The following is a 21124-nucleotide window of genomic DNA, read 5'->3' as shown; positions in this document are numbered from 1 at the left end:
ATTTCTTTTAACAAATATTGAGATACAGTGGAGGGGGATTAGATGAAAAAATCTTATTCAGCTAAAGATGTTGCTAATTTATTAAATTGTTCGATTGCAGTTGTTTATTCGTATGAAAAACGAGGTTATTTAAAACGCAAAGTAGAAGGAGAACTTAGCGGAGTTCGGTTTGAGAAGGCTGACGTAGATCGTTTGTCTCGTGATAAAAAGGTTCTTGACTCGGCGGGAAAATCTTTTTCTACTTTAGCTAAGGAGCTAAATATCCATCCAGGAACAGTTAGTGAAATAGTGACTTCATTAAATTTAAATGTAAAACAAGTCCCTATTAGTTTGTATGCTAATAGACAGAGATATGCAATAACATCGTCCCAAGAGCAGAAAATTATACAGTATTTAAAAGAAGAAAAAAAATCTACCAGACCTAAAAGGAACTATCTTTACTACACACATATGGATAGAGCATATTATCAACTGTTTCTTCTTAACGGAAGTCAAGAGGTTCGCTTAATTGAAGGGGAAGGTGGAAAGATGGGATTCTATGTAGATAAAAATAATTTTGTTACATACGTAGAAGCTAATAAAAAGTTTAATTTAATCCCAAAGTACTCTATTCATAAATCACCTATTTCTCATAAAAAAAATAAAACTTTCACTGATTTAGTAGTGCCTTTAACAGACAAAAAATTCCCTCTAGTTTTGGATACTCTTTATAGTGTATGCGGTATTGAAAATTTCAATGCAAAAATTCATAATAATCAGATTTTCGCTTCGGTTAGAAATGGATCTTATATTTTGCCAGTTAAAAAATTAAAAAACACCGTTAATTTATTAAATCAATACAGTATTTTTGGTGAAATTAGGGGGGAAGAGGACCAACTAGTTTTTTCTCGATCCTTACAAGTAGTCGAGATACAGTTGGACAAAGATACTTACGAGGCTCTAAATAATGTGGCAAGAAAAGCCCGCGTTTCTTTGGATAATTGGATACAAGAATGTATTAGAGAGAGTCTAAATAGAGATGATAGTTGATAACAAACAGAGCGTAAAATATCTTGTGTAAATGAATAAATAGAAAAAGGAAGATCTTTTCTTGTAGAGTTAAGTCACCAAAATCAATTCACAGAAATGAGGCATTCTCTATGACTCAGTTTACAACAGATATTGTGCAAAATTTAGTGAAAAAAGAAGACATCTCCGAAATTTTTCGTATGCACCTGGGAACGGAACTGAAAGCTTTCCTGGACTATGAAAAATATGACCGTATCGTTTCAATTCCGGCAATTAACGGAATGGTGTCTGCACTCGGACACTCCATACGGCGTGCCGGGATGTAAATCTGTCGATTCCGCGTGACTGAAATGGAGAATTCAACCAACAGACGGTCGTTCCATACAAACTCTCAAACGATACATCAGAGTCCTTTGTCATCCACATGTTTCAAAAAGGCGTGATAATGTCTGAGATTTCGAATCTGATCGAGAAGATGTATGGCCATAATTACACGCCGCAAACTATTTCCAATATGACGAAGCCTTTAAATCTCGTCCGTTAGATCAAAGTTATGCTTGTGTCTATCTGCATGCAACTTACATTTCCCTCAAGCGCGACACGGTCTTCAAAGAAGCCGTCTATATTACCGTTGGCGTCCAGCGGGATGATGGATCGAAAGAAATACTCCAGGACTTGAGAGAGCGTGGTGTCGAAGAGATGTTTTTGTTTATCTCCAACGGCTTGAAAGGGATCACCGATTGCATCTTCGCTATCTTTCCGAATACCAAGTATCAAGTGTGCTGCGTCCACTTGTCGCGCAACATCTCCCATAAAATCCGTGTCGCTAACTGCAGAGAAATCTGTGAAGACTTCAAATCAGTGTGCCGGGCATAGAGTCGAGATCTGGGCGAAGAAGCGCTGAAAACCTTTGTCGACAAATGGAAAACAGCCTATCCCCAAACAACGAAATCAGTGGAGGCGATTATGCATATCCTCACATTTTACGACTTCCCAAGATCCATTTGGCGAAGCATCTATTCGACCGATTTGATTGAATATTTCAACAAGAAAGAAAAAAATACAGAAGGCGCAAAAAGCAATTTCCAAACGAATATTCTTTAAAGCGCTTCCTGGTTTCCCAAATTGAAATCTGAAATGAGAACTTCACTACCCGATGCCACATCGGATTTGATAAAGCTCGTGCGAAGCTGCAGAGTTGTTCAAGCAAGTTTAATAATTTATATATAATAGAAGAAAAGATTCTTACTTATTTATACATGATTATTAATTTTCCGCACTTTTTGTTAATTTTTCTAATAATAATAATTTCTGTATATTCTGAATTTTTTATGTTATTATAACTACTGAAGTAAATGTAATAAAAGGGGGTCTGTGTAAAATGAGGATTTCATTAATGCGTTGCTTCCCTCATAATATTCCTTGATAGAAGGTTCAGTAACAATTAAGTGAAGACGATTGAATCCAGTTTGTAAGATGCATTTTATCAAAATTAATCTTATTAGAGGAGGAAAATCAATGAAATATTCATTTAAGTTACTAATAGTCATCTCTCTAGCAGTTACAGGGCTGTTTTTTGCAACTCCAGCTTTAGCTAACTATACAACTACAGGATCTTACAACTCCGAAGCATTCGTAACTCAAGCAACTCCAGTAAATAGGATTTATGTTGAGGACATATGGAAAGGTGGAAATGTGCTCGATAAATATTTTGTATATTCTAATCAAAACGGATACCAGTATCGAGGATATCTAGTTCGCTCAAAAATATATTATGGAGGAGCGACATATTCCGGATGGTTGTATCGTGCCCCCTTACCTTATCCCGAATATTGATATTGCTAGTGGTAGATAAAAAAATTATCTATCATTCAAGCTGCCGAGAAACCTCGGCAGCTTTTCTTCGGTTTGTGCTTTCCTTTAGGTCTTTTTCTTTGAGAGTAGAGATATTCTCTTATACAAAAAAGTCCCCCGATACGATGCAGGTTTGAACCAAAGCCATTTCCTGCTAAAGTCGCTACGCTCGATACAGAGTGTATGACATTTCGGAAGAACGGAATTTTGTTGTAATGGAATATCGCTGTTCTAAAAGCTGTGTTACCGGAATCCTCAAAAAAACGATTTACGTATGTGGAATCGATGGGTGCATGTCCTTATCCGATGAGGTGCAAACTCGCCTACGCCACCAGGATCAATCTGGGTAACAAAAGCTTAGACATGGTTATATCAATTGTCAATTACGTGCCGAATCTTTTTTACAAATGAATTACAGCGGACTATCATTCGACATATTGCGAGCCTTACAAGAGGCATATCTGTATCAATACCAGCACTGTAAGTAGTAAAAACTAGAGTATCTTTGCAGCCAGACAATTGAACGGAATTTCTTGAATGCGAAAGAACTTGATCCTTTTCGATAATTAAGGCGATGATGATACTTGTCTGTCTAAGAACAGACGTGTCTAACCGTTGTGTTGCAACACAACATGTCAAAAATTGGACCTATTGCTAAGTAAGTTGGCCTAAGAAATAAGATATTACAAATATTTCCTAACCACTAACAGTTAAGTAAATATAAGTTGAGTTTTTCAACAAGCTGATAAGAAAGACTTTGTTATAAAGACTCTCTTGTCAGCTTTCAGTTTTGAATACCCTTCGCTAGGAAGGTAATAGTTCATGTAAATATATGAGGTTAGAATATCAAAGCATGGTGAGTTAGTATATTTTTGAATTATCAGAAGCTGTTCGTATAAAGAGCGAGAAAAGCTAATCGAAAGGTCTCTTCTCGCGTTTTTCGTCTGAATAAGTGTACTTTTACGAACGGTTATTTCAATAGAGAAGTGGTTTACTTTGCACTTATTCCAGCAGTTCACTATTCAAGTTCGAATTACAAATGATATCGATTTTAAATAGACAATTAATAATTTAAATTTAAGGGGCTTGTGGATGACTACATGGATTGTTACAACGGAGGTTTGTAAACAATGGAATTTAAAAAAGATGACTCCGCAAAACATCGAAGTCATCTTATCTCAATCCAACTTAAGCTATCCTTTTATTAGATTGTCCATTAAATGGAGCTCAGTTCATCAATGAGTAGATTTTTTTCTTTTCTGAGACAGCAACATAAAAGAAACAACGACAGAGTAAATAAATAGAAACAGCACAATTCCTACCTCTATACTTGACTCAAACATGGAATCTCCTTTCTCATAACTCTTTATACTAAAAATTCCCTTTTTTGAATAATGTAAACACTCTATACTAAAACAAAGAAAAGGCACTAAATGATAAAAGTCTCAATTGTACTCATAGCAAAATTTATTGATCAGAAAGATTTCGTATTGAATTTTGTTGCCATTGCTAGAAAAGAAGGGGGATTTAAAGTTATTTCTTTACTAATGGCTACAGGTTTACATATCATCAGATTATCAGAAGTTGCTTGAATACAAATGGAGAAAAGAGGCCGTTTAGAACGCCTCTTTTCTCCATTTGTGTTTGAATAAGTGTACTTTTACGAACGCTTTTCTCGTCGTTGATTAGATACAAAGATAATTTTAAACTATTCTAAATAACCAAATAATGTTAATGTGAAAAGAAGAGGAAATAATTTTTCGATTCATTTTTATTAAGAGGAAGAAGCGACGTTCGATTAAAAATTGAAAAAGAAGTGGGCGATGAAATGAAAAAGTGGGTTGGGATTTTACTTGTACTGAGTTCTATTCTGGTTTATTGGCTTTGGCCGAAAGCAAGCATCGAAAAACCAATTGTTGTATCTGCGCAAGTCATAGAGTCTACTAATACAATGAGTGTTTCCTATATTACTACAAAACAAGATGATGCCCATTTAATGGAGGTCACTGTGAACGGAAAAGGCTTTTATCCTCCATCTCAGACCAATGGTGAAACAGAAGAAGAAAATATACAAATTATCAGGGACCTGATTGCGCAAAATGGATATCAGTTGCGTGAAGCGACAATTGAGTTGAGCGATGAGGAACTGGCTTATCTCATGCCTGAAAATTCGAGTCGCACTTTTTTGGCGAATGTTTCTTTTGAAGATTATTCCCCTATAGAAGCTGATGGCATCCTGTTACTGGAAGAGGAAGCAGCAGAAGGGAAATTAGAACAGGATCAATTGCATTATATATTTACGGCGCCAGAACCAATGGCTATTTCTACAATTGGCCATTACAGTTCATCTGCCACTGTCTCCTGGTCGCGTGACGGTAGAGAAGTGAAACTGCCACTTGCAATGGAAAAGGGAGACACGCTGGATATTCATTTTCATGGACCCTATCAGATGGGGGAAACGGACGGACTTCTGCTCGAAATTCAAACAACAGACGACAATTACTATACAAGACACCTAAGAGAAACAGTTCAGCTGCCAGATGGATACTTAAAACAACTTGTAAATGAACAACGATAGTTGTAATATAGCATCGCAGTTTACATACCTTAAGTCATCGGTAGTCCGATATATTTAGGATTTGCAACAAATAAAAAGCTTTAATTTAGGGAAATTGAATGTAACTTAGGTGCAGTTAAGTTACATTCGTGTTTTAATATACTGACTTTTCTTGAAATAAGATAAATAAATTTAAAGGAAAAAAGTTCCAAGTCAGAGGAGGAAAAGAATAGTGAAAAAAACACTGGTAATTGTACTCATTTTTACTTTGCTGTCAGCATGTAATTTAATTGAGTCTACACCTAGTATCGAAAAACTAAACAAGGCACCAGAAAATGTGCAAGAACTATTAGATCCGGCTGTCCCTCTTCAATCGATAAATAAGAATGGAGAAATGGCTTATCTTATTTATGAATCAAAGGATGAGGTAACTGCTTCTCTTGAAAAACAAGGAGACAAGTTAAACATAAAATTAAAAGCTGTACCAAAAGATGGTGACAATATTAAACAGCATGTATTCAAGTTGAAGATTGACAAGGAGACGGAAATGATCGACGTACTCATAAACGGCAAATCAACTCCGATGGCTGTAATTACGGGTCCATAAAAACTTGGTTCTATTACAACTGAATGTAACTTAATGTGAATTAAGTTACATTCAGAATCGTTGTTTAAAGCAGATAGCGCTTACCAGCAAATCGAATCTGACCATGTGTAAAGGGTTCAGTATGAGGGAAGAGGATTAGAAATAGGAAACGGTCAGGAGTGCATTTATGAAGTACGCTAGACGTATCGCTTTTGGGTTAGTAGTCATTCTCTTTGTTTACTCACTCATTTACAATTTGCTTGCTGAAGAGTTCAACTGGCCTTGGGTCATTGTGATGGCAATTATCATGGTTTGGGTCGGTTTAGTCTTTATTATTGGGGATGCATGGAAGAAGAAAAAATCAGCTGAGAATTGACCAAAGGAAAAAGAACTGCCTTGAAAAAGGTGGTTCTTTTGTTAATTTGAATGCAACTTATTAGCAATTAAGTTACATTCAGTTTCTTGTTTCTTTGCCTACTTTAAAAACTTTAGAACAGGCAAAGAAACAACATATCCTACTAAGAAACCAATGTTATACAGGAAAATATCCGAGACATCAAAAAGGCCAAAATTAAATTGGAACTGTAGGTACTCAATTAAAAGAATAAATAGTTCGAAAATGAGAAGTCTGGACCAACATCCTTTAAGAATATTGGCGTATGCTAACAAGAAATAAAAAGGGACAAAAATCAATAGATTGATGGCCATGACGTAAAAAGCAGCCTCGTCGCCCGATATATCTGAAATAAAACCAAGTGGATTTAATCCGATCTCTCCAGTGGCGTACCGGTGCTGTGGGTCAAGGCGCAATAACCCTAAAATTAAGACCAATAAATAAAGACCTAGAAGAACATATCTTTCTTTTTTGCTGTCGATTCTAAGTAAAATTAGCAGCAATATGTAGGTAGTAATGACAATAATCAAAACGGCTAAAATGTTCTTTTCGATATTTTCCATATTGCCGAAAAAACGTGGCAATAAATTCATAAAAAAGCTTACATACAACCAGCTTCCGATTAACAAACTCACCAAAAATAATAGGATTTTTACTAATTTCTTAGATTTTAATGTCTTGAACACGATTTCCCTCTCTCTTAGTGTTTTCACACCTCTTTTTATCTATTAGCGATCTTAGATGATTATACCAATATTTTTCCAGTCAAGTTCCATTTTTTTATTAGATGTGAATGTAACATAATCCTAATTAAGTTACATTCAGTTCCCGGATTTTACTGACTTCACCAGAAAATCATTTCAAACTATTTTCATTAGAAAAAATGATATATTCAGAATGCTGTTCTTTAAGCTTTTGAAGCTTAAATCTCGAAAGATGTAGGGTTATATATCCGAACTTATCAGGAGCTTTTTAAATATCAAGGGAGAAAAGAAGTGCTGGAATCAGCCTTTTTTCTCTCTTTTTGTCTGTATAAGTGTAGCTTCCGAACGCTTTTCTTTTGCTAAGGTTATAAATGCTTTCTTTTTAAAAAGATAAAAAATGAATTAAGTAAAAAAAAAAGAAAATCAGGGGTCAAAATAGCTCTGGTATTCGTCTAATATGATGAAAGGAGTTGAATTGGAGAATGGGTAAGCAAGAACTTTCACATAGAGAAGAAATAGAAAAAAATTCAGAAAGTGATGCAGAAATAATTTTAAACCAGCTCTTCCGAGAATACGCCACTGACCTTAAAAAAGTTGCTTACTTATACATAAATGACCATTCTGAATGTGAGGATATCATCCAAGAAGTTTATATCAGTTGCTTTCAAAATCTGTCTAAATTTAGAAGTGAATCGAATTATAAAACATGGTTAACTCGAATCACCATTAACAAATGTAAAGACCATCAACGACTTTGGCGTATAAAGAATATTATTTATAAGCCCATAAATAATTTAATAAAAAAAGAAATCTCAGCAGAAGATCAATATTTCTATCGCCAGCACTCTAAAGTAATACTAGAACAAGTTTCCTTACTTCCAACTAAGTTTAAAGAAGTCTTGATTTTATACTACTTCCAGGAGATGACAATGCAGGAAGTGAGTGAAATTCTTGAAATTAACCACAACACGGTTAAATCTCGGTTGTTACGAGGGAAAAACGCACTTTTGAAGAATCTGGAGAGGAGGAATATAAATGGATCATTTTAAGATTGATGTAAAAAAAGAAGTGAATGAATTTCTAGATAAGAATATCCGTTCCACACACGAAGAATGGGAACGGATACAAAGTGGTATACGCCAGAAAAAAAAGAAAACGCTAAAATTTAATCCTGTATATTGGACGGTATTAGTAGCAGCCGCAAGTTTATTCCTCTTTCTCAGTGTTACTTATATAGGAGATTTAAATAAGGGGACATCATCCATGACCAGCTTTTCCATACCGGGATTGTTTAATAATGAAAATCAGGATAAAGACTTATACGAAGGAAAAGAGTTATTTATTGGGGTATTGGGAAATATACCAGAAATCAATGAAAAACAGATTAGCTTTCAAGTAATAGAACTTGAACAATTTACTGTTAATGAAATAAGAAAATTTGACGCAGTTTTTGTAATGAAAGAAAGTTTATCGACTGCCGCTGAAAAACAATACACAAAAGTTTTTACGGATTCAAATATTCCTTTCTTCTTCCTTAATTCAAATAAAGGAGAATATCCATTTATCGATGAAAACCTTGAGTATGAAGAAGCTCGAGAAATCCCTTATCATGATTACTATGCTACGGGCTACCTTGCAACCGTTGAAGGGGAAGAAATGACTTGGACTTATGAAGAAAAGAACGCTTTATCAAATATATTTAAAACCATAGAGAAAGCTTTACCAAAAATATTTAAGTCAGAAACAATCAATGAATAATCGTTTCTTATTTTAACGGCAGTCACTTTATTTTGTAGCTAGTTTAGTATAGGAAACCACTAGAAATTTTAGAATATGAGTTTACATATCATCAGATTATCGGAAGCAACCTATGAAAAAAAAGGAAGAAAAGACTGCTTGCGGAGCGTCTTTTCTTCCTTTTTAATATTTTCGGGCGAAAAAAACCATTGAGATAAAGATGGTGCTGATCATGAGGGCGATCAGGATGTTGATGGCTTCGATTGCAGACAAGTGGATAAGATTAAAGCCAAGAGCTGATGTAAGGACAAACGAATAGACTAAGAAAGCTAAGCTAGAGATAAACATGGCTTTTTCCCGGATCATCCTTATACGCTCGTCTTTTTGGCTGAATTGTGGTGATAAATAACTTAAAGGAAAAGACATGACAGCAAAAGAAAGCAGAGTGTAAGCTTCAGAATTTGGAGCGCTTTTCGCCATGATGGCGACAATTAATAGAAAGCCGCCAATCAAGGCGAAAAAAGAACCGAAAAGTGTAAATGCTGCTCGATTATCGATAAGATCTCCTCCATAATTTTAAGTAGTTTGTTCATTCAACAGTCTCATCCAAAAAGAAAATATCCTCGATATAAGTATCAAATATTTTACCTATCTGCAAAGCGAGAGGAAGGGATGGATTGTATCTCCCTTTCTCAATCGAAATAATCGTTTGCCTGGAGACGCCCAACTCCTTTGCCAACCCGTCTTGTGAATAATTATTTTTTTCCCGAAATTCCTTCAGTTTATTATTCACTTAATCACTTCCTCATTTAATAAATCTAGTATATATGTAAAGGACACTTAACGTAAAGAAAGCTTTACACAAATAGTTAACATATGGGCAATTATCGGAAGTCCCTTGCTTCAAAGGGGCAGAAAAAGTTATGCTGCTCAAAGAGCAGGTTCTCTCCTGCTTAAACAACTGCATGATTCCTTTTAGTTTGTTATTTATAAATAAATCTCCACTTTTGAACAATTTTATTATTATGGATGACAATGGATTCCTTAAGACAAGTGGTTTGCAAAAAAATTTAAACATCTATATTGTTAGGGCGCAGAAGGATTAGGAGCAGTGGGCAAGGCTACGCTGATTGAGGGTAGAGCATATCCCAGACCTGGAGTCTTTTGTAACACTGGGGCAGGTACAATTTTGAAAAGAAATAGAGTATCTCTGTAAAGGACAGGCCCATGAAATCCCCTCTTTTTTAAGTGGCATGAGTGTGCCGACAGAGGTAAAAGTAGAAACCCCAGTAAGCTAGAAGAGAGGACAAATGCGAACATCATGAAGAGGACCGGTTCAGCAAGACTGATAAAATCGCTGCTAATAAGAATAAAGCAGAGCTGTCTCCGTCTAAAAAAACACGAAAAGCAGCCATGGGGGCTGCTTTTTAGCATTCTATAGCTATGAATAAGTTGTCGGGTCATTCATTTATATATGCTTAACAACTTCTTTAAAGAATCTCCAGAAATTTTGGACGGAAGAAATAGAGAGGTGTTCTCCTGGCATATGTAAATTTTTGGATGTCGGTCCGGCTGCAATCATATCCATCGGGCGGTTTGTTTTTTTGGCAAACACACCACATTCAAGACCGGCATGCAAAATGAAGAATTCAGGTGCTTTGCCGAACATTTCCTGGTAGACCTTGTGAAAGACTTTTTTTACCTCTGAAGAAGGGTTGTATTCCCACTCGGGACAATCCGACATTATATGAACGGTCCCGCCCACACACTCAGCCAAATAGGCAATCTGATTGTACATCTCTCTGTAAGCACTTTCCAAAGAACTTCTTGTCATCATCTGGATGACCGCAGTCTCTTTCTCTAAGTGGATTGTGCCCAAGTTGACCGAACTCTCAACAGCACCAGCGATTTCCGCATCCATTCGGACTATTCCACTGTAACAGAGATAAAGAAAGTCGAAGAGTCTTTTCTTAGATAAATCAGATAGCAAATTGTCCGAGCCGTCCAGGCATTCTTGTACTGTGATTTCCATATCGGGTTCTGTCACCTTGTATTCGTTTTTATAGGTTGTTCGGTAGGACAGAACTGTCTCGATTACTTTTTGTTTCTCTTGAGCGTTCACGAAAATTACCGCTTCTGTTTCCCGCGGGATTGCATTATAATGAATGCCGCCGCTTATGTCTCCAAGCATGTAGTTTACTTCATGGCTGAGTGACACCAAGGTTCTCGCCATCAGCTTGTTGGAATTGACCCGTCCTCGGTGTATGTCCTCTCCGGAATGACCGCCTGTCAACCCGCGGATTCTTATATTCAATGCTGACATTCCGTTTGGAACAATGGTTGTTCTCTCCAACGGGATCTCGATTCTGACGACTGGGCCTCCTGCACAGCCAACAACAAATTTCCCTTCCTCATTGGCATCCAAGTTAATCAGCACATCGCCTTCCACCATTGCCATGTCAAAGTGTTCGGCGCCGACGAGCCCCCTTTCTTCATCACTAGTGCATATTAATTCCACATTCGGATGCTCTGCATCTTTATCAGCCAAGAGGGCCAATGCAAGTGCAACTCCTATTCCATCGTCTGCACCCAGCGTTGTTTCCTTTGCGATAATTCGGTCTTCCTCGATTTCGATTTTGATCGGGTCGGTGTCAAAATCGTGCACAGTCTCTTTATCCTTTTCGCACACCATATCTGTATGAGCTTGTAAGATAATGGTTGGTCTTGATTCGTATCCTTTTGTGGCAGGTTTTTTAATGACGATGTTCAATTTTTCGTCCTTCCACCAATCAAATCCATGTTGCTCGGCAAAACTGATCAAGTAAGCTACCACATTTTCTTCTTTTCCAGAACAACGCGGGATTCTGGTCAAGTCTTCGAAGTACCGAAAAACTTCTTTAGGTTCTATGCTTTCTAATAATCTGTTACTCATGAAATAACTCCCCCTTCTTTTAACCAATCAAAATGGTCACTCCAACTAAAACTATTATAACCCCAATAAAAAAGGAAGGAGTTCCAGGCGAACTCTACCCAAATGAGGTAGGAGCCTTGTCGTTATCAGTTCCCTTATAAGTATGGAAATTTCTAGGGAGATTAAGGATAACAGGGCATTAGATGCGCACTGGCTGCATTTTTACATTCTTCTCTTGGTACACCAACCACTGGACTATAATTCTCATGGGTATAGAGACGAGATACGAACCGGACGAGAAGAATAGAAAAATTAAATTGAAAAATCGGAAAAATATTTAAGCTTGATGAAGGAAATAGCGGATGGACGAATTCTCCGACACTGTCTAGGCAACGCCAGTCATGCACTCATTTTGCTATCAAATTAAATTCGTGAAATGCAAGATTTTCTCATGCCTGTTGAAGTTTAACAGCTGCTGTTGCTTTCTCACATGAATCGCAGCATATGCAAGGGAGTTTCGCAAAATTGCTTTTTCAAAAATAGATTCATTGAGTCCTGTTGTATTTCCAAGAAAATTAAGAAGAACTATAGACTTATATAAGAAAAATTTAATAGGAATCTCTGTTGATAATCATTATAAGGTGATGAAGAAATATCAGACCTGATGTGCTAATGCAATGGGGGAGGTTGAGTACATAAAGTGTTCTGTTTAAAGTAATAATTAAAGAAGTTTTGACTGATACTCAGTTTACATATTATGAGGTTACCGGAAGTTCGTAAATAACAAATACTTTTATTATAGGAGTTTAAAATATCAATAAGAGGATGGATAGCTTGAACAAGCCTTCCATCCTCTATTTTTCTTAAAAAAATTACAATGCATTCTCTATATTACCCTACATTTTAATCCCGCGAATCTTGCAGTTCCAGTTTCAATAGGTTTTAGAGCATTGACTGGGTACAAGCACTGGTTGTTCAAAGCACATCTTCTTTCGTTTCCATCATTTGTTTTTTCTCTTTGGTTAATGCGAATGCTATTCTGTTCACGCCATCTTCCAAAACTGGACGGGGGCAGGCAACATTTAAACGGAGGTATCCCAATCCGGCTTCTCCGTATTTACTGCCAGGTTCCAAAGCAACTTTTCCGTGCGTAAGCAGAAGATCCATTACTTCTTTCTCCGATAAATGCAAAGACCGATAATTGATCCATAACAAATAAGTCGCTTGAGGTTTTGTGACTTCAATTCCAGGAACTTGACGCTTTAATTCTTTAATGGCGTAATCCATATTTCGGGAAATTACTGACAGCATTTGTTCGAGCCAGGATTCACTTTCGTTATATGCTGCAATTAATGCAGTTGAAGCAAAAGAGTTCAGCATGCCAGAACCATGAGCTAATGCATGTTTTTCCAGTTTTAAGCGTTTTTCTTTGTCGGTTGCCACAATGGCAGCAACTTGGATGCCTGCCAGGTTAAATGTTTTGGTAGGGGCGAGGCAAGTGAAGATCCGATTGCTTTCTTCTCCAGCAATTTTAGCTAAAGGGGTATACCGTTCGGGACCAACAATTAAATCTCCATGAATTTCATCTGAAATAATGAGGACATCGTATTTGCTGCAAAGTTTGATGACTTTCTGCAATTCTTCAATCGACCAGACTCTGCCTCCGGGGTTATGCGGATTACAAAGAATGAAAAGAGAGGATTCTTTTAATTTCTCCTCAAAGTCTGTGAAATCGATGGTATAGTGACCGTCTTGTTCGACAAGATTCGAATACAGCACTTTCCTGTCCTGATTTTGGGCTAATTGAAAAAATGGAGGATAGACAGGTGGCGTGACTAATATTTTGTCGTCTTTCTCTGTATAAGTCTCGATGATTGAGGCGATAGCCGGAATGATGCCGTGATGGAACAGTAGCCATTCAGGGTTGATTTGCCAATCATTTCGTTTAGCTTGCCAGTTGATGACGGCTTCCCGGCACTCATCGCACATAAGAGAATAACCAAAAATAGAGTGATCGAGTCTTTTTTGTAAAGCCATTAGAACTTGTGAAGGAGCAGGAAAATCCATATCAGCGATCCACATAGGCAAAACATCAGAAGTCTCATCTAAATTATAAATTTCGCCCATTGCATCCCATTTGACGGATCGGCTATTTTTACGGTCATATATTTCTTCAAATGAATTCATTTTATCTTTCCTCTTTAAAATTCAATTTTACTCATTTAATCCGAGTTTACTGCCAGCTTTATTTCTTCCCAGCGCATTGATAATAATAACCCCAGCAAGAGCAACGATTCCACCTGTAATTGAAAGAGTTTCAGGCCATTCTTTTAACCAAACCCATGCAACAGCTATAGCAATGGCGGGTTCCAAGTACATCATACTCGCTACCGCACTGGCATTTCCGGAAGAAAGGGCCTTTGCCCAAGTTACATAAGCAATACAGGCTGGAAAGATACCTACGTATATAGCGGATAGATGCGCTTCAGCAGTAGCTTGTTGAAGCGTATCCAACAGGCCAGGCGAAAATATGAAAAAGGGAAGCGTTCCTGCCCATGTGAAATAGGCGGTAAGTTCAATCGGGTTATATCTTGTAAGCAATGGCTTTTGAAATACAAAGAAAATAGAAGTTGCTATGGCGGCGCCTAAGACAAATAAGGCTCCGCTGGCTAAAGAAAAGGATGATCCACTGGAACCGACAGCGATTAAAACAATGCCGGCAAAGCCCACTCCCAAGCCAACCCATCCTAATACGGTTAATCGTTCTTTTAATACAAGCATCGCAATAACTGCTGTGAAAATCGGCGCTGCACCAATAAGCATGCCGGCAGTTCCAGCAGGGATAGTTTGTATGCCAAAAGTTACGCCTATGTGGTATACACTGATCCCAACCCAGCCCAAAATTATAATTTTCAACAAGTCATTTTTAGTGGGTTTTTTTAACTGTTTTCTGTTGAAAAGAGCATAAATTAAAAATAGTAAAGATGCGATAAGATAACGGACCAATACTAAATGGCCGGCTTCATATCCACCTTCTAAACTGGCACCGATTGCTGCGAAAGTGGATCCCCAAATAAGAATAGTGATAAAAGCCATAAAAAAAGTTTTCTGGTTCACTTTATCCTCCTTAAATTATGAAGTACGTCAATACCGATAATGCAATAGAAACGATGGTCATTGCAGCCAAGGGAAGCATAGCACGTTCCCGTAAATCCCGCAGACTTACGTTCAGTCCCAAACCTACCATAGCAGCAGTCAACAGCCAAGTTGTTAAAACAGAAACAGCTTCCATCAAGCCGGCTGGTATGGAAATGACAGGACCCAGTACATAACTGCCAAGTATACTCATTGCAATGAATCCAAGAAGAAACCAGGGAAATTCAATCTTACTGCTTTTTTCTTCCGAGCCATTATTTTTTCGCTTCGTGAGAACAATAAAAATGAAGCAAACCGGTATAAGAAGAAAGACACGGCCCAATTTCGCGAGCAAAGCCAGAGCCAATCCATCTTCTCCGGCTGGAGCGCCTGCCAGTGCCACATGAGCCACTTCGTGCAAGCTCGTTCCCGTCCATAAGCCATATTCGATATCACCAATTGGCAAGAATGGCCGAAGGATGATGTAGGAGATGGCGAAAACTGTTCCCATCAACGCAATAATGCCCACGCCGATGGCTGTGTCTTCGTCTTTCGCTTTAATAATAGGAGCCACGGCGGCAATTGCGGCGGCTCCGCATATACCTGTTCCTACACCCAGCAATAAGGATATATTTTTATCCGCCTTGAAGAGCTTAGCGAGCAAGATCGTTCCGACGATAGCGAACACAATGACTCCTACGTCTCTGACCAATAAGCCAATGCCATCGCTCAGCACAATGTCGATGTTAAGCTTCAGCCCATATAAAATAATCGCAGCCCTCAGCAAATGCTTGGATGAAAAAGTTATGCCAGTGCGTATATTGGATGGGTATCCAAAAGCTTGCCGGTAGAAGACCGCTATGATAATGGCGCATGCCATTTGTCCGATAAAATCAAAGCCGGGAGCTTTTGCCAGTAAATATCCCAAAAAAGCGATAAGAAACGTAAAGAATACACCGCTTATCCATGCTTTCATATTTGGTGAATCGGGAAAATTAGAATTGTTTGATGAAAAGTGCTTTGATGACATAAGCTCACCTCTTCAGTCATTATAAGAAGGTGTCTGAGATAAGTAAAATAAATAATAAGGTGTATGATAATAAGTAAAACTTATTAAAAAATGTCTTCGGAGGGAGAACTATGAATCAAGCGCTTGAAGTGTTTGTTAAAGTCGTGGAAGAGCAAAATTTTTCTAAGGCCGCAAAGCAATTGCACATGACGCAGCCGGCTGTCAGCCAGCATATCCGTTCGCTCGAAACTGAAATGGGAGTGAAACTTCTGGAGAGAACGAACAAATATGTGCGGTTGAATAAAGCAGGAGAAATCGTTTATCATCATGCGAAAGAAATGACAGAACTTTACGAGAAGATGCAACACCTGGTGGAAGATTTGAGCAGTCAGGCTGCTGGAAAGCTATCAGTGGGCGCCAGCTATACATTTGGAGAATATATTCTTCCGGGGATTATCGCTAAATTAAAGGTCAGCTATCCAAATATTAAAGCCGCAGTTACAATCGCCAATACGGCTGTTATTGCTGAAATGGTCGCAAATCACCAATTGGATATCGGCATTGTAGAAGGACGGTTTAAAGAAAAGCCAAAACTTCAGACAGAAATATTCGCAGAAGATCGAATGGTGATCTTTGCCTCTCTAAAAAACCCCTTGACGCAAAGCAAGAAGGCAATCACTATCGATCAACTTGCAGCACAGCCATGGATTTTAAGAGAAGATGGCTCCGGGACAAGAGAGGCAGCAGAAAATGTTTTCCAACAGCACAACTTTCACCCGGAAAATATCATGGAATTCAGCAGTAACCAATCCATTAAAACAATGGTTGAAGCAGGGGACGGCATTAGTCTTTTATCCGAGTGGGCCATTCAAAAAGAACTGAAATCCGTTGATTTGAAAGTGCTGGATGTCAAAGGAATGCCGCATTTAAGGGAATTCGCCATTATTACCAACTCGCCGTTTCAAACCAAAGCACTTTCTGTTTTCATAGATTTGTTAAGAAGCAACAAAGAGTTTTAGAGAAATCATGATGTAAGAAAAAGAAAAAAGCAGAAAATGTGTGGAAGAGGAATTCTCCGCTGCTAAATGTTTCTTAAGTTTATATATGAGGGATTATCGGCAGCTCTCTAAAAACAACTACAAGAAAGGAAGAGGGAAAGCCAACTTATCAGCTTTTCCTCTTCCTTTCATATAAAATCACTTATGGTTTAATGCTTGGTTGATAAATTGGTATAGCTCGCCATCTATTTCACATTGCAGTTCGTTCCCTGGGTTTTCGGCGTGGAAATGTTCGGCTTGCTTGCGGAAAGTCCTATCGTCTTCGGAAAAGGCATTCACGATGTCATTCCATTTTTTCGCTAAATCTTGTACTTTTTCATCGGAAGGAGAAGCGCCTTTTTCTTTTTCCAAACGTATTTCCTTGATAAGATCGTTAAACTCTTGCTCGGCCTGCTTTAAGAGTTGTTTATCAGCATTCTCATATCTGCTTTCCATGGTATCCAATTGCTGCTTCGAAAAGTATTTTTCCTTATTCATTTTCAGCGCCTCCATTAATTTAGTAAGTTCTGGAATCGACATGGTCCGATTGCTGCGCGCAGCCGATAACGCATTTTCCAGCTCTGCTACTAGTTTTTGCTGAACCTCTATCTCTTTTTTGACGCGAGAAATTTGGGTTTGCAAAATCTCCGCAACGGTTTGTTCCTCCGGATTAGACAACAGAAGTTGTATTTCTTCTAACGACATGCCCATCTGCTTTAAGGACAAAATGGGCTGAAGACGGACCAAATCTGCTTTCGTGTAAAGCCGATGCCCTGACTCCGTATACTGAGAAGGTGAAAATAAACAGATTTGATCGTAATAGCGTAAAGTTCGAATCGTTAAACCCGCCAATTCGGCAACTTCTCCGACTTTCCAATGTTCCTTCATTCGCTTAGCCTCCATTTAACAACATTTCTATTCACCAACTAAAACCGAGAAATTCGAAGTTAGAAGAGTTGCTGCATCTCCTTTTGCTCAAACGTGTAGGTTTTCCCGCAAATATGGCAAAAAGCTTCAATGTCTTCCTTTCGCTCAATGCTCCGTTTGATTTCCTCTTCTTTCAATGAATAAAGCATGCCATAGAACATTTCTTTACTGCATCCGCAGAAAAATTGACTGGAGCAATGGCCGATGATTTTTGCATCTCCAAACAACTGGGTTAACGCTTCTTCGCTGTCACTCGCTTTTTCAGCGTTTAGTTTACTGAAAATATCCGGATTGGCTTTTACAATCATTTTCACTTCTGAAAGCAGTTGTGGTGGTGCACCGGGAAGCAGTTGTGCATATAGGGCATGGCTGGAAAGAAGGGAAGCTCCATTATCCAACTGAATGTCGGAATAAAGATAGGTCGGCGTCTGATCACTCTGCACAAAATAGTTGGCGATATCATCCGTGATATGTTGATTTGGCATATCGGTAATACTGGTGAATTGATTCATCTCAGAACCCTTTATGACACGGATCATCCCAGAAGGTCCAATCAAATCTTGCATCGACTTTTCTTCTATATTAGAAGATCTCAAAAGTTCCTCGTTCAGGTATCCTCTGACATTTCCATTCGCTTCGGCTTCCGCAAAAATCTTATGGCGAGTGTTGCTCAACGTTACCTGGAGGCTCATTCGCTGGTTCCCTTTGAGCGTACCAGAGAGTATGCTCATTGCTGATATCGTTTTGCCTAACATCAGTTTAAGCGGTTTAGGAAGTTCCTGGTTTAAGGCATAGATATCGCGAAGCAACTGGGAATTATCAATAAAATATAGACGAATCTGTTCTTCATTAATTAATGCCTTAACAATGGCATTTTGCACAACGATTCCCCCCTTTTGCAAAAGTAAGCTAGCTTTACTATAAAACATTACCCTACGTAAGGTTCAAGGGGAGAATGAAATTTTCACGATATTTATTTTTAGTTAACATATGAAGGATTATCAGAAGTTGCGGCATTAAATAAGAGAATAACCTGGTTGAATAAAAAAGAGTCCGGCATAGCGAGCACTTTAGAAGTGCCGGTATGCCGGGCTCTTATTAATAGGAGGAACCTTTTCTTCCTTTTAGTTAGTCTAGTCGCTCTTCAGCCATCTTATAAATCTTTTCTTTGTCGCGTTTACCGATGGCCACAATCTGAATCACTTGGATGGTTCCCTCGGCTTCTCTGAAAATAATCCGCAGGCCCATCTTCTTGTTTTTCAGCTTGTTGCATTGCGCCAAATTGCCATGAAGGGATTGGCCGGCTTCCATGCCTCTCAATTTGATTCGGTCCAGCGCTTTATTGACAAAGATCTTTTGGCTGCCATCAAGCTGTTCATAATCTTCCTTTGAATACTGTGTCCATTCAAGTTGATACAACGGTTATTCCCACCCGTCTTCTTCATCAATGACAGGGGATTCAGTTGCGGTTGCACCGCGAACTTCCACGTCTGAAAAAGTAGAGACATTTTCTGTCAGCAGCCGTTTTTCAGCCATCAAATCAGCCAGCTGATCGTAAAGTTCTTCTATTTCTCTGTTCAAGGACTCGTATTGTTTTTGGGTAAGCATCACACCGGCAACCTTTTCACGGTTGAAGACATACACGCCAGCAGCTTCTTGATCGGCCTTCTGAAAAGCTTCCATGGGTGACCGTTTGACATTCGAAATCGAAGTTGTAGGGATATCCAGTATTCTCATCGCCATTTCCATCCACTCCTTTAGGTTAGTTTCATTATATACTTTTTAAAAGACTTTTAAAAGTCTTTTTAATTTATATTAGAAAACCTAACATGTTTTAAGTGCATGAGACTTTTGATATTCGTTCGTAAAAGTGTACTTTTACGAACGGTTTAAAAACATTGAAAATTTCATTTTGATGTTAAGATTTGTATATCTGAAATATATTTCATCTTCAAAATGATTTATCAAGTGGAAAGGAGAGTTTTTATGAACAGAGAAGTGTTAAAATTTTTGAATTCTATAACTCGCGTTCAAAATAGTCTTATAAGAGAAGGCAAACTCCCGTCTAAATTCGTAGCAATGAATAATAATCAGGATTTAGTAAGATTAAGCTTGCGCTTACAGAACCTTATGCAAAATTCTTTTGATTCTTATATGAAGGATTCTTATCAGCATCTGAAACTAACGCTAGAAGAAATTGGAGAAGATGCCATCACATTTAACAAGCTTGTGATTGAGTTAGGCTATCCTCCGCACGGAGATATTCCGGCAGATCTTATTAGTGGGGTGGCAGGGAATTATGAAGTCGAAGGAATTGAAGAAGTAAAGGAATACATAGATGATCTATATTTTCATATTTATGAGGACCAGAAGATAGATGCTCTTATGGTTAAATGGGAAAACAACAAAATCCTAAAGAATAGACTCCCGATTTTAAGGAATGAACTGAGCCCCATTTAGTGGACAATTTAATAAAAGCACCCGGCAGCTAGGCTGCGATCAGATGACTTCGGTATTGTGCCGGAGTCATCTTTTTTAGGTTCCATTGCTTGCGCGTTCCGTTGTAATGCGCCATGTATTCATCCACCAGCCCCTTTAATTCGGCTAGGCTGGTCGCCTGTTTAAACTCGACTTCATCTTTAAAGTGACCGAAAAACGATTCGATGGGGGCATTGTCGAGACAGTTGCCCCTGCGGGACATCGACTGGGTCAATTTCATTTTCTTCACGCGTCGTTGGCATTCAGGGTGGGTATAGTGGAAGCCTTGATCGGAATGAATCATCGCTTCTGGATGGACATTTTCATCCAGCGCTTCCTTCAGCTTTTGTAAGGTGTGGTACACAATTTCCATTGTGAGCGTCGTTGTCACTTCATAGGCGACGATTTCTCGGGTCGCGACGTCTTTCACGGCAGAAAGATATGCCATTTGCCCCGAACGGTTGGGCAGGTACGTAATATCGGTCACGAACACCTTCCCGGGTTCGTCTTGTTCAAACTCGCGGTTTAAGAGGTTTGGACAGACCGCGTGCTCCTGTGTGGCTTTGGCGATTTGCTTGTAAGGATTCGCTCGTCGGATTTTGGCGAAGAGATTGAATTTGCGCATAAGGCGCAGAATCTTCTTGTGGTTCATCGGCGTCTCAAGCAGTTCAGCGAGTGCCATATAAAAGGTGCGATACCCGACTTTCCCACGATGCGCATCGTAGATGCTTTTGAGCAACAGGTAATCTTCATAGTCCTGTTCTTCGCGAATGGCGTGCTGTTCCAC

Annotated in this window: 22 protein-coding genes and 1 pseudogene; 11 read left to right on the top strand and 12 right to left on the bottom strand. The window is 38.5% G+C overall.

The window, feature by feature from the left end; translation table 11 throughout:
• The first annotated feature begins 42 nt into the window (after positions 1–42).
• From G3255_RS18900 to G3255_RS18870, 7 genes and pseudogenes are all read left to right on the top strand, one after another.
• Positions 43–1029, top strand: a complete 987-nt coding sequence (locus tag G3255_RS18900) for a hypothetical protein (protein WP_211656149.1) — start codon at positions 43–45, stop codon at positions 1027–1029.
• 110 nt (positions 1030–1139) lie between these two features.
• Positions 1140–2207, top strand: a pseudogene (locus tag G3255_RS18895) (IS256 family transposase); the annotation flags it as partial.
• Between the two features lie 319 nt (positions 2208–2526).
• The gene (locus tag G3255_RS18890; protein WP_211656148.1) at positions 2527–2844 is read left to right on the top strand and encodes a hypothetical protein; all 318 of its coding nucleotides are present in this window, start codon (positions 2527–2529) and stop codon (positions 2842–2844) included.
• A 1451-nt stretch (positions 2845–4295) separates the two neighbouring features.
• Positions 4296–4454: a hypothetical protein gene (locus tag G3255_RS18885; protein WP_211656147.1), complete on the top strand. Its 159-nt coding sequence runs from the start codon at positions 4296–4298 to the stop codon at positions 4452–4454.
• A 236-nt stretch (positions 4455–4690) separates the two neighbouring features.
• Positions 4691–5440, top strand: coding sequence for a hypothetical protein (locus G3255_RS18880; RefSeq protein WP_211656146.1), 750 nt, complete (start codon positions 4691–4693; stop codon positions 5438–5440).
• A 211-nt stretch (positions 5441–5651) separates the two neighbouring features.
• Entirely contained in the window at positions 5652–6026 is a 375-nt protein-coding gene (locus G3255_RS18875) for a hypothetical protein (RefSeq protein ID WP_068872444.1), read from the top strand.
• Positions 6027–6192: 166 nt separating this feature from the next.
• A complete protein-coding gene (locus tag G3255_RS18870; protein WP_211656145.1) occupies positions 6193–6381 on the top strand; it encodes a hypothetical protein in 189 nt (62 codons plus the stop codon).
• 98 nt (positions 6382–6479) lie between these two features.
• Here G3255_RS18870 and G3255_RS18865 read toward each other — a convergent pair whose 3' ends face one another.
• The gene (locus G3255_RS18865; protein ID WP_211656144.1) at positions 6480–7085 is read right to left on the bottom strand and encodes a VanZ family protein; all 606 of its coding nucleotides are present in this window, start codon (positions 7083–7085) and stop codon (positions 6480–6482) included.
• A 500-nt stretch (positions 7086–7585) separates the two neighbouring features.
• On the opposite strand from G3255_RS18865, the gene G3255_RS18860 reads away from it, so the two are divergent.
• Entirely contained in the window at positions 7586–8152 is a 567-nt protein-coding gene (locus tag G3255_RS18860; protein ID WP_211656143.1) for an RNA polymerase sigma factor, read from the top strand.
• A complete protein-coding gene (locus tag G3255_RS18855) occupies positions 8139–8861 on the top strand; it encodes a hypothetical protein (protein ID WP_211656142.1) in 723 nt (240 codons plus the stop codon). Before G3255_RS18860 ends, G3255_RS18855 begins: the two co-directional genes overlap by 14 nt.
• 162 nt (positions 8862–9023) lie before the next feature.
• Here the strand turns inward: G3255_RS18855 and G3255_RS18850 are convergent, their stop codons facing one another.
• From G3255_RS18850 to G3255_RS18825, 6 genes are all read right to left on the bottom strand, one after another.
• On the bottom strand, positions 9024–9320 hold the full coding sequence (locus tag G3255_RS18850) for a permease (protein WP_211656141.1): 297 nt from the start codon (positions 9318–9320) through the stop codon (positions 9024–9026).
• A 109-nt stretch (positions 9321–9429) separates the two neighbouring features.
• Complete coding sequence (locus tag G3255_RS18845) at positions 9430–9633, bottom strand: helix-turn-helix transcriptional regulator (RefSeq protein ID WP_211656140.1); 204 nt, start codon at positions 9631–9633, stop codon at positions 9430–9432.
• Positions 9634–10308: 675 nt separating this feature from the next.
• Positions 10309–11772 carry a beta-Ala-His dipeptidase gene (gene pepD / locus G3255_RS18840; RefSeq protein ID WP_211656139.1) on the bottom strand — a complete coding sequence of 488 codons (1464 nt, stop codon included), beginning with the start codon at positions 11770–11772 and terminating at the stop codon, positions 10309–10311.
• A gap of 954 nt (positions 11773–12726) precedes the next feature.
• The gene (locus G3255_RS18835) at positions 12727–13938 is read right to left on the bottom strand and encodes a MalY/PatB family protein (RefSeq protein WP_211656138.1); all 1212 of its coding nucleotides are present in this window, start codon (positions 13936–13938) and stop codon (positions 12727–12729) included.
• Between the two features lie 27 nt (positions 13939–13965).
• Positions 13966–14868 (bottom strand): DMT family transporter, encoded by a 903-nt coding sequence (locus tag G3255_RS18830; RefSeq protein WP_211656137.1) that lies wholly within the window; start codon positions 14866–14868, stop codon positions 13966–13968.
• 10 nt (positions 14869–14878) lie between these two features.
• Entirely contained in the window at positions 14879–15916 is a 1038-nt protein-coding gene (locus G3255_RS18825) for a YeiH family protein (protein WP_211656136.1), read from the bottom strand.
• 110 nt (positions 15917–16026) lie between these two features.
• Between G3255_RS18825 and G3255_RS18820 the strand changes: the two genes are divergently transcribed.
• Positions 16027–16914: a LysR family transcriptional regulator gene (locus tag G3255_RS18820; protein ID WP_211656135.1), complete on the top strand. Its 888-nt coding sequence runs from the start codon at positions 16027–16029 to the stop codon at positions 16912–16914.
• 177 nt (positions 16915–17091) lie between these two features.
• Here G3255_RS18820 and G3255_RS18815 read toward each other — a convergent pair whose 3' ends face one another.
• The 4 genes from G3255_RS18815 to G3255_RS18800 all read right to left on the bottom strand — a co-directional run bounded on the left by G3255_RS18815 (position 17092) and on the right by G3255_RS18800 (position 19602).
• Positions 17092–17820 (bottom strand): MerR family transcriptional regulator, encoded by a 729-nt coding sequence (locus tag G3255_RS18815; RefSeq protein WP_211656134.1) that lies wholly within the window; start codon positions 17818–17820, stop codon positions 17092–17094.
• Between the two features lie 59 nt (positions 17821–17879).
• On the bottom strand, positions 17880–18740 hold the full coding sequence (locus G3255_RS18810) for an Hsp33 family molecular chaperone HslO (RefSeq protein ID WP_211656133.1): 861 nt from the start codon (positions 18738–18740) through the stop codon (positions 17880–17882).
• 247 nt (positions 18741–18987) lie between these two features.
• Entirely contained in the window at positions 18988–19278 is a 291-nt protein-coding gene (locus tag G3255_RS18805) for a type II toxin-antitoxin system RelE family toxin (protein WP_203335063.1), read from the bottom strand.
• 3 nt (positions 19279–19281) lie between these two features.
• Entirely contained in the window at positions 19282–19602 is a 321-nt protein-coding gene (locus G3255_RS18800; protein WP_203335064.1) for a hypothetical protein, read from the bottom strand.
• Between the two features lie 243 nt (positions 19603–19845).
• Between G3255_RS18800 and G3255_RS18795 the strand changes: the two genes are divergently transcribed.
• Positions 19846–20319: a hypothetical protein gene (locus tag G3255_RS18795; RefSeq protein ID WP_094942618.1), complete on the top strand. Its 474-nt coding sequence runs from the start codon at positions 19846–19848 to the stop codon at positions 20317–20319.
• A 28-nt stretch (positions 20320–20347) separates the two neighbouring features.
• Here the strand turns inward: G3255_RS18795 and G3255_RS18790 are convergent.
• Positions 20348–21124, bottom strand: a 777-nt coding sequence (locus G3255_RS18790; RefSeq protein WP_211656132.1) for an IS3 family transposase, incomplete at its 5' end; no start/stop codon positions are given.

It is taken from the genome of Planococcus sp. MSAK28401 (genome assembly GCF_018283455.1).
GTDB lineage: Bacteria > Bacillota > Bacilli > Bacillales_A > Planococcaceae > Planococcus > Planococcus alpniumensis.
Note: the sequence above shows the minus strand (reverse complement) of the source record. Positions and strands in the feature narration are given on the sequence as shown.

Coding starts and splice junctions, on each gene's coding strand:
- G3255_RS18900 (WP_211656149.1), top strand. CDS start 43: ATGAAAAAATCTTATTCAGCTAAAGATGTTGCTAATTTATTAAATTGT.
- G3255_RS18890 (WP_211656148.1), top strand. CDS start 2,527: ATGAAATATTCATTTAAGTTACTAATAGTCATCTCTCTAGCAGTTACA.
- G3255_RS18885 (WP_211656147.1), top strand. CDS start 4,296: ATGATAAAAGTCTCAATTGTACTCATAGCAAAATTTATTGATCAGAAA.
- G3255_RS18880 (WP_211656146.1), top strand. CDS start 4,691: ATGAAAAAGTGGGTTGGGATTTTACTTGTACTGAGTTCTATTCTGGTT.
- G3255_RS18870 (WP_211656145.1), top strand. CDS start 6,193: ATGAAGTACGCTAGACGTATCGCTTTTGGGTTAGTAGTCATTCTCTTT.
- G3255_RS18860 (WP_211656143.1), top strand. CDS start 7,586: ATGGGTAAGCAAGAACTTTCACATAGAGAAGAAATAGAAAAAAATTCA.
- G3255_RS18855 (WP_211656142.1), top strand. CDS start 8,139: ATGGATCATTTTAAGATTGATGTAAAAAAAGAAGTGAATGAATTTCTA.
- G3255_RS18850 (WP_211656141.1), bottom strand. CDS start 9,320: ATGGCGAAAAGCGCTCCAAATTCTGAAGCTTACACTCTGCTTTCTTTT.
- pepD (WP_211656139.1), bottom strand. CDS start 11,772: ATGAGTAACAGATTATTAGAAAGCATAGAACCTAAAGAAGTTTTTCGG.
- G3255_RS18835 (WP_211656138.1), bottom strand. CDS start 13,938: ATGAATTCATTTGAAGAAATATATGACCGTAAAAATAGCCGATCCGTC.
- G3255_RS18825 (WP_211656136.1), bottom strand. CDS start 15,916: ATGTCATCAAAGCACTTTTCATCAAACAATTCTAATTTTCCCGATTCA.
- G3255_RS18820 (WP_211656135.1), top strand. CDS start 16,027: ATGAATCAAGCGCTTGAAGTGTTTGTTAAAGTCGTGGAAGAGCAAAAT.
- G3255_RS18815 (WP_211656134.1), bottom strand. CDS start 17,820: ATGAAGGAACATTGGAAAGTCGGAGAAGTTGCCGAATTGGCGGGTTTA.
- G3255_RS18800 (WP_203335064.1), bottom strand. CDS start 19,602: ATGGCGATGAGAATACTGGATATCCCTACAACTTCGATTTCGAATGTC.
- G3255_RS18795 (WP_094942618.1), top strand. CDS start 19,846: ATGAACAGAGAAGTGTTAAAATTTTTGAATTCTATAACTCGCGTTCAA.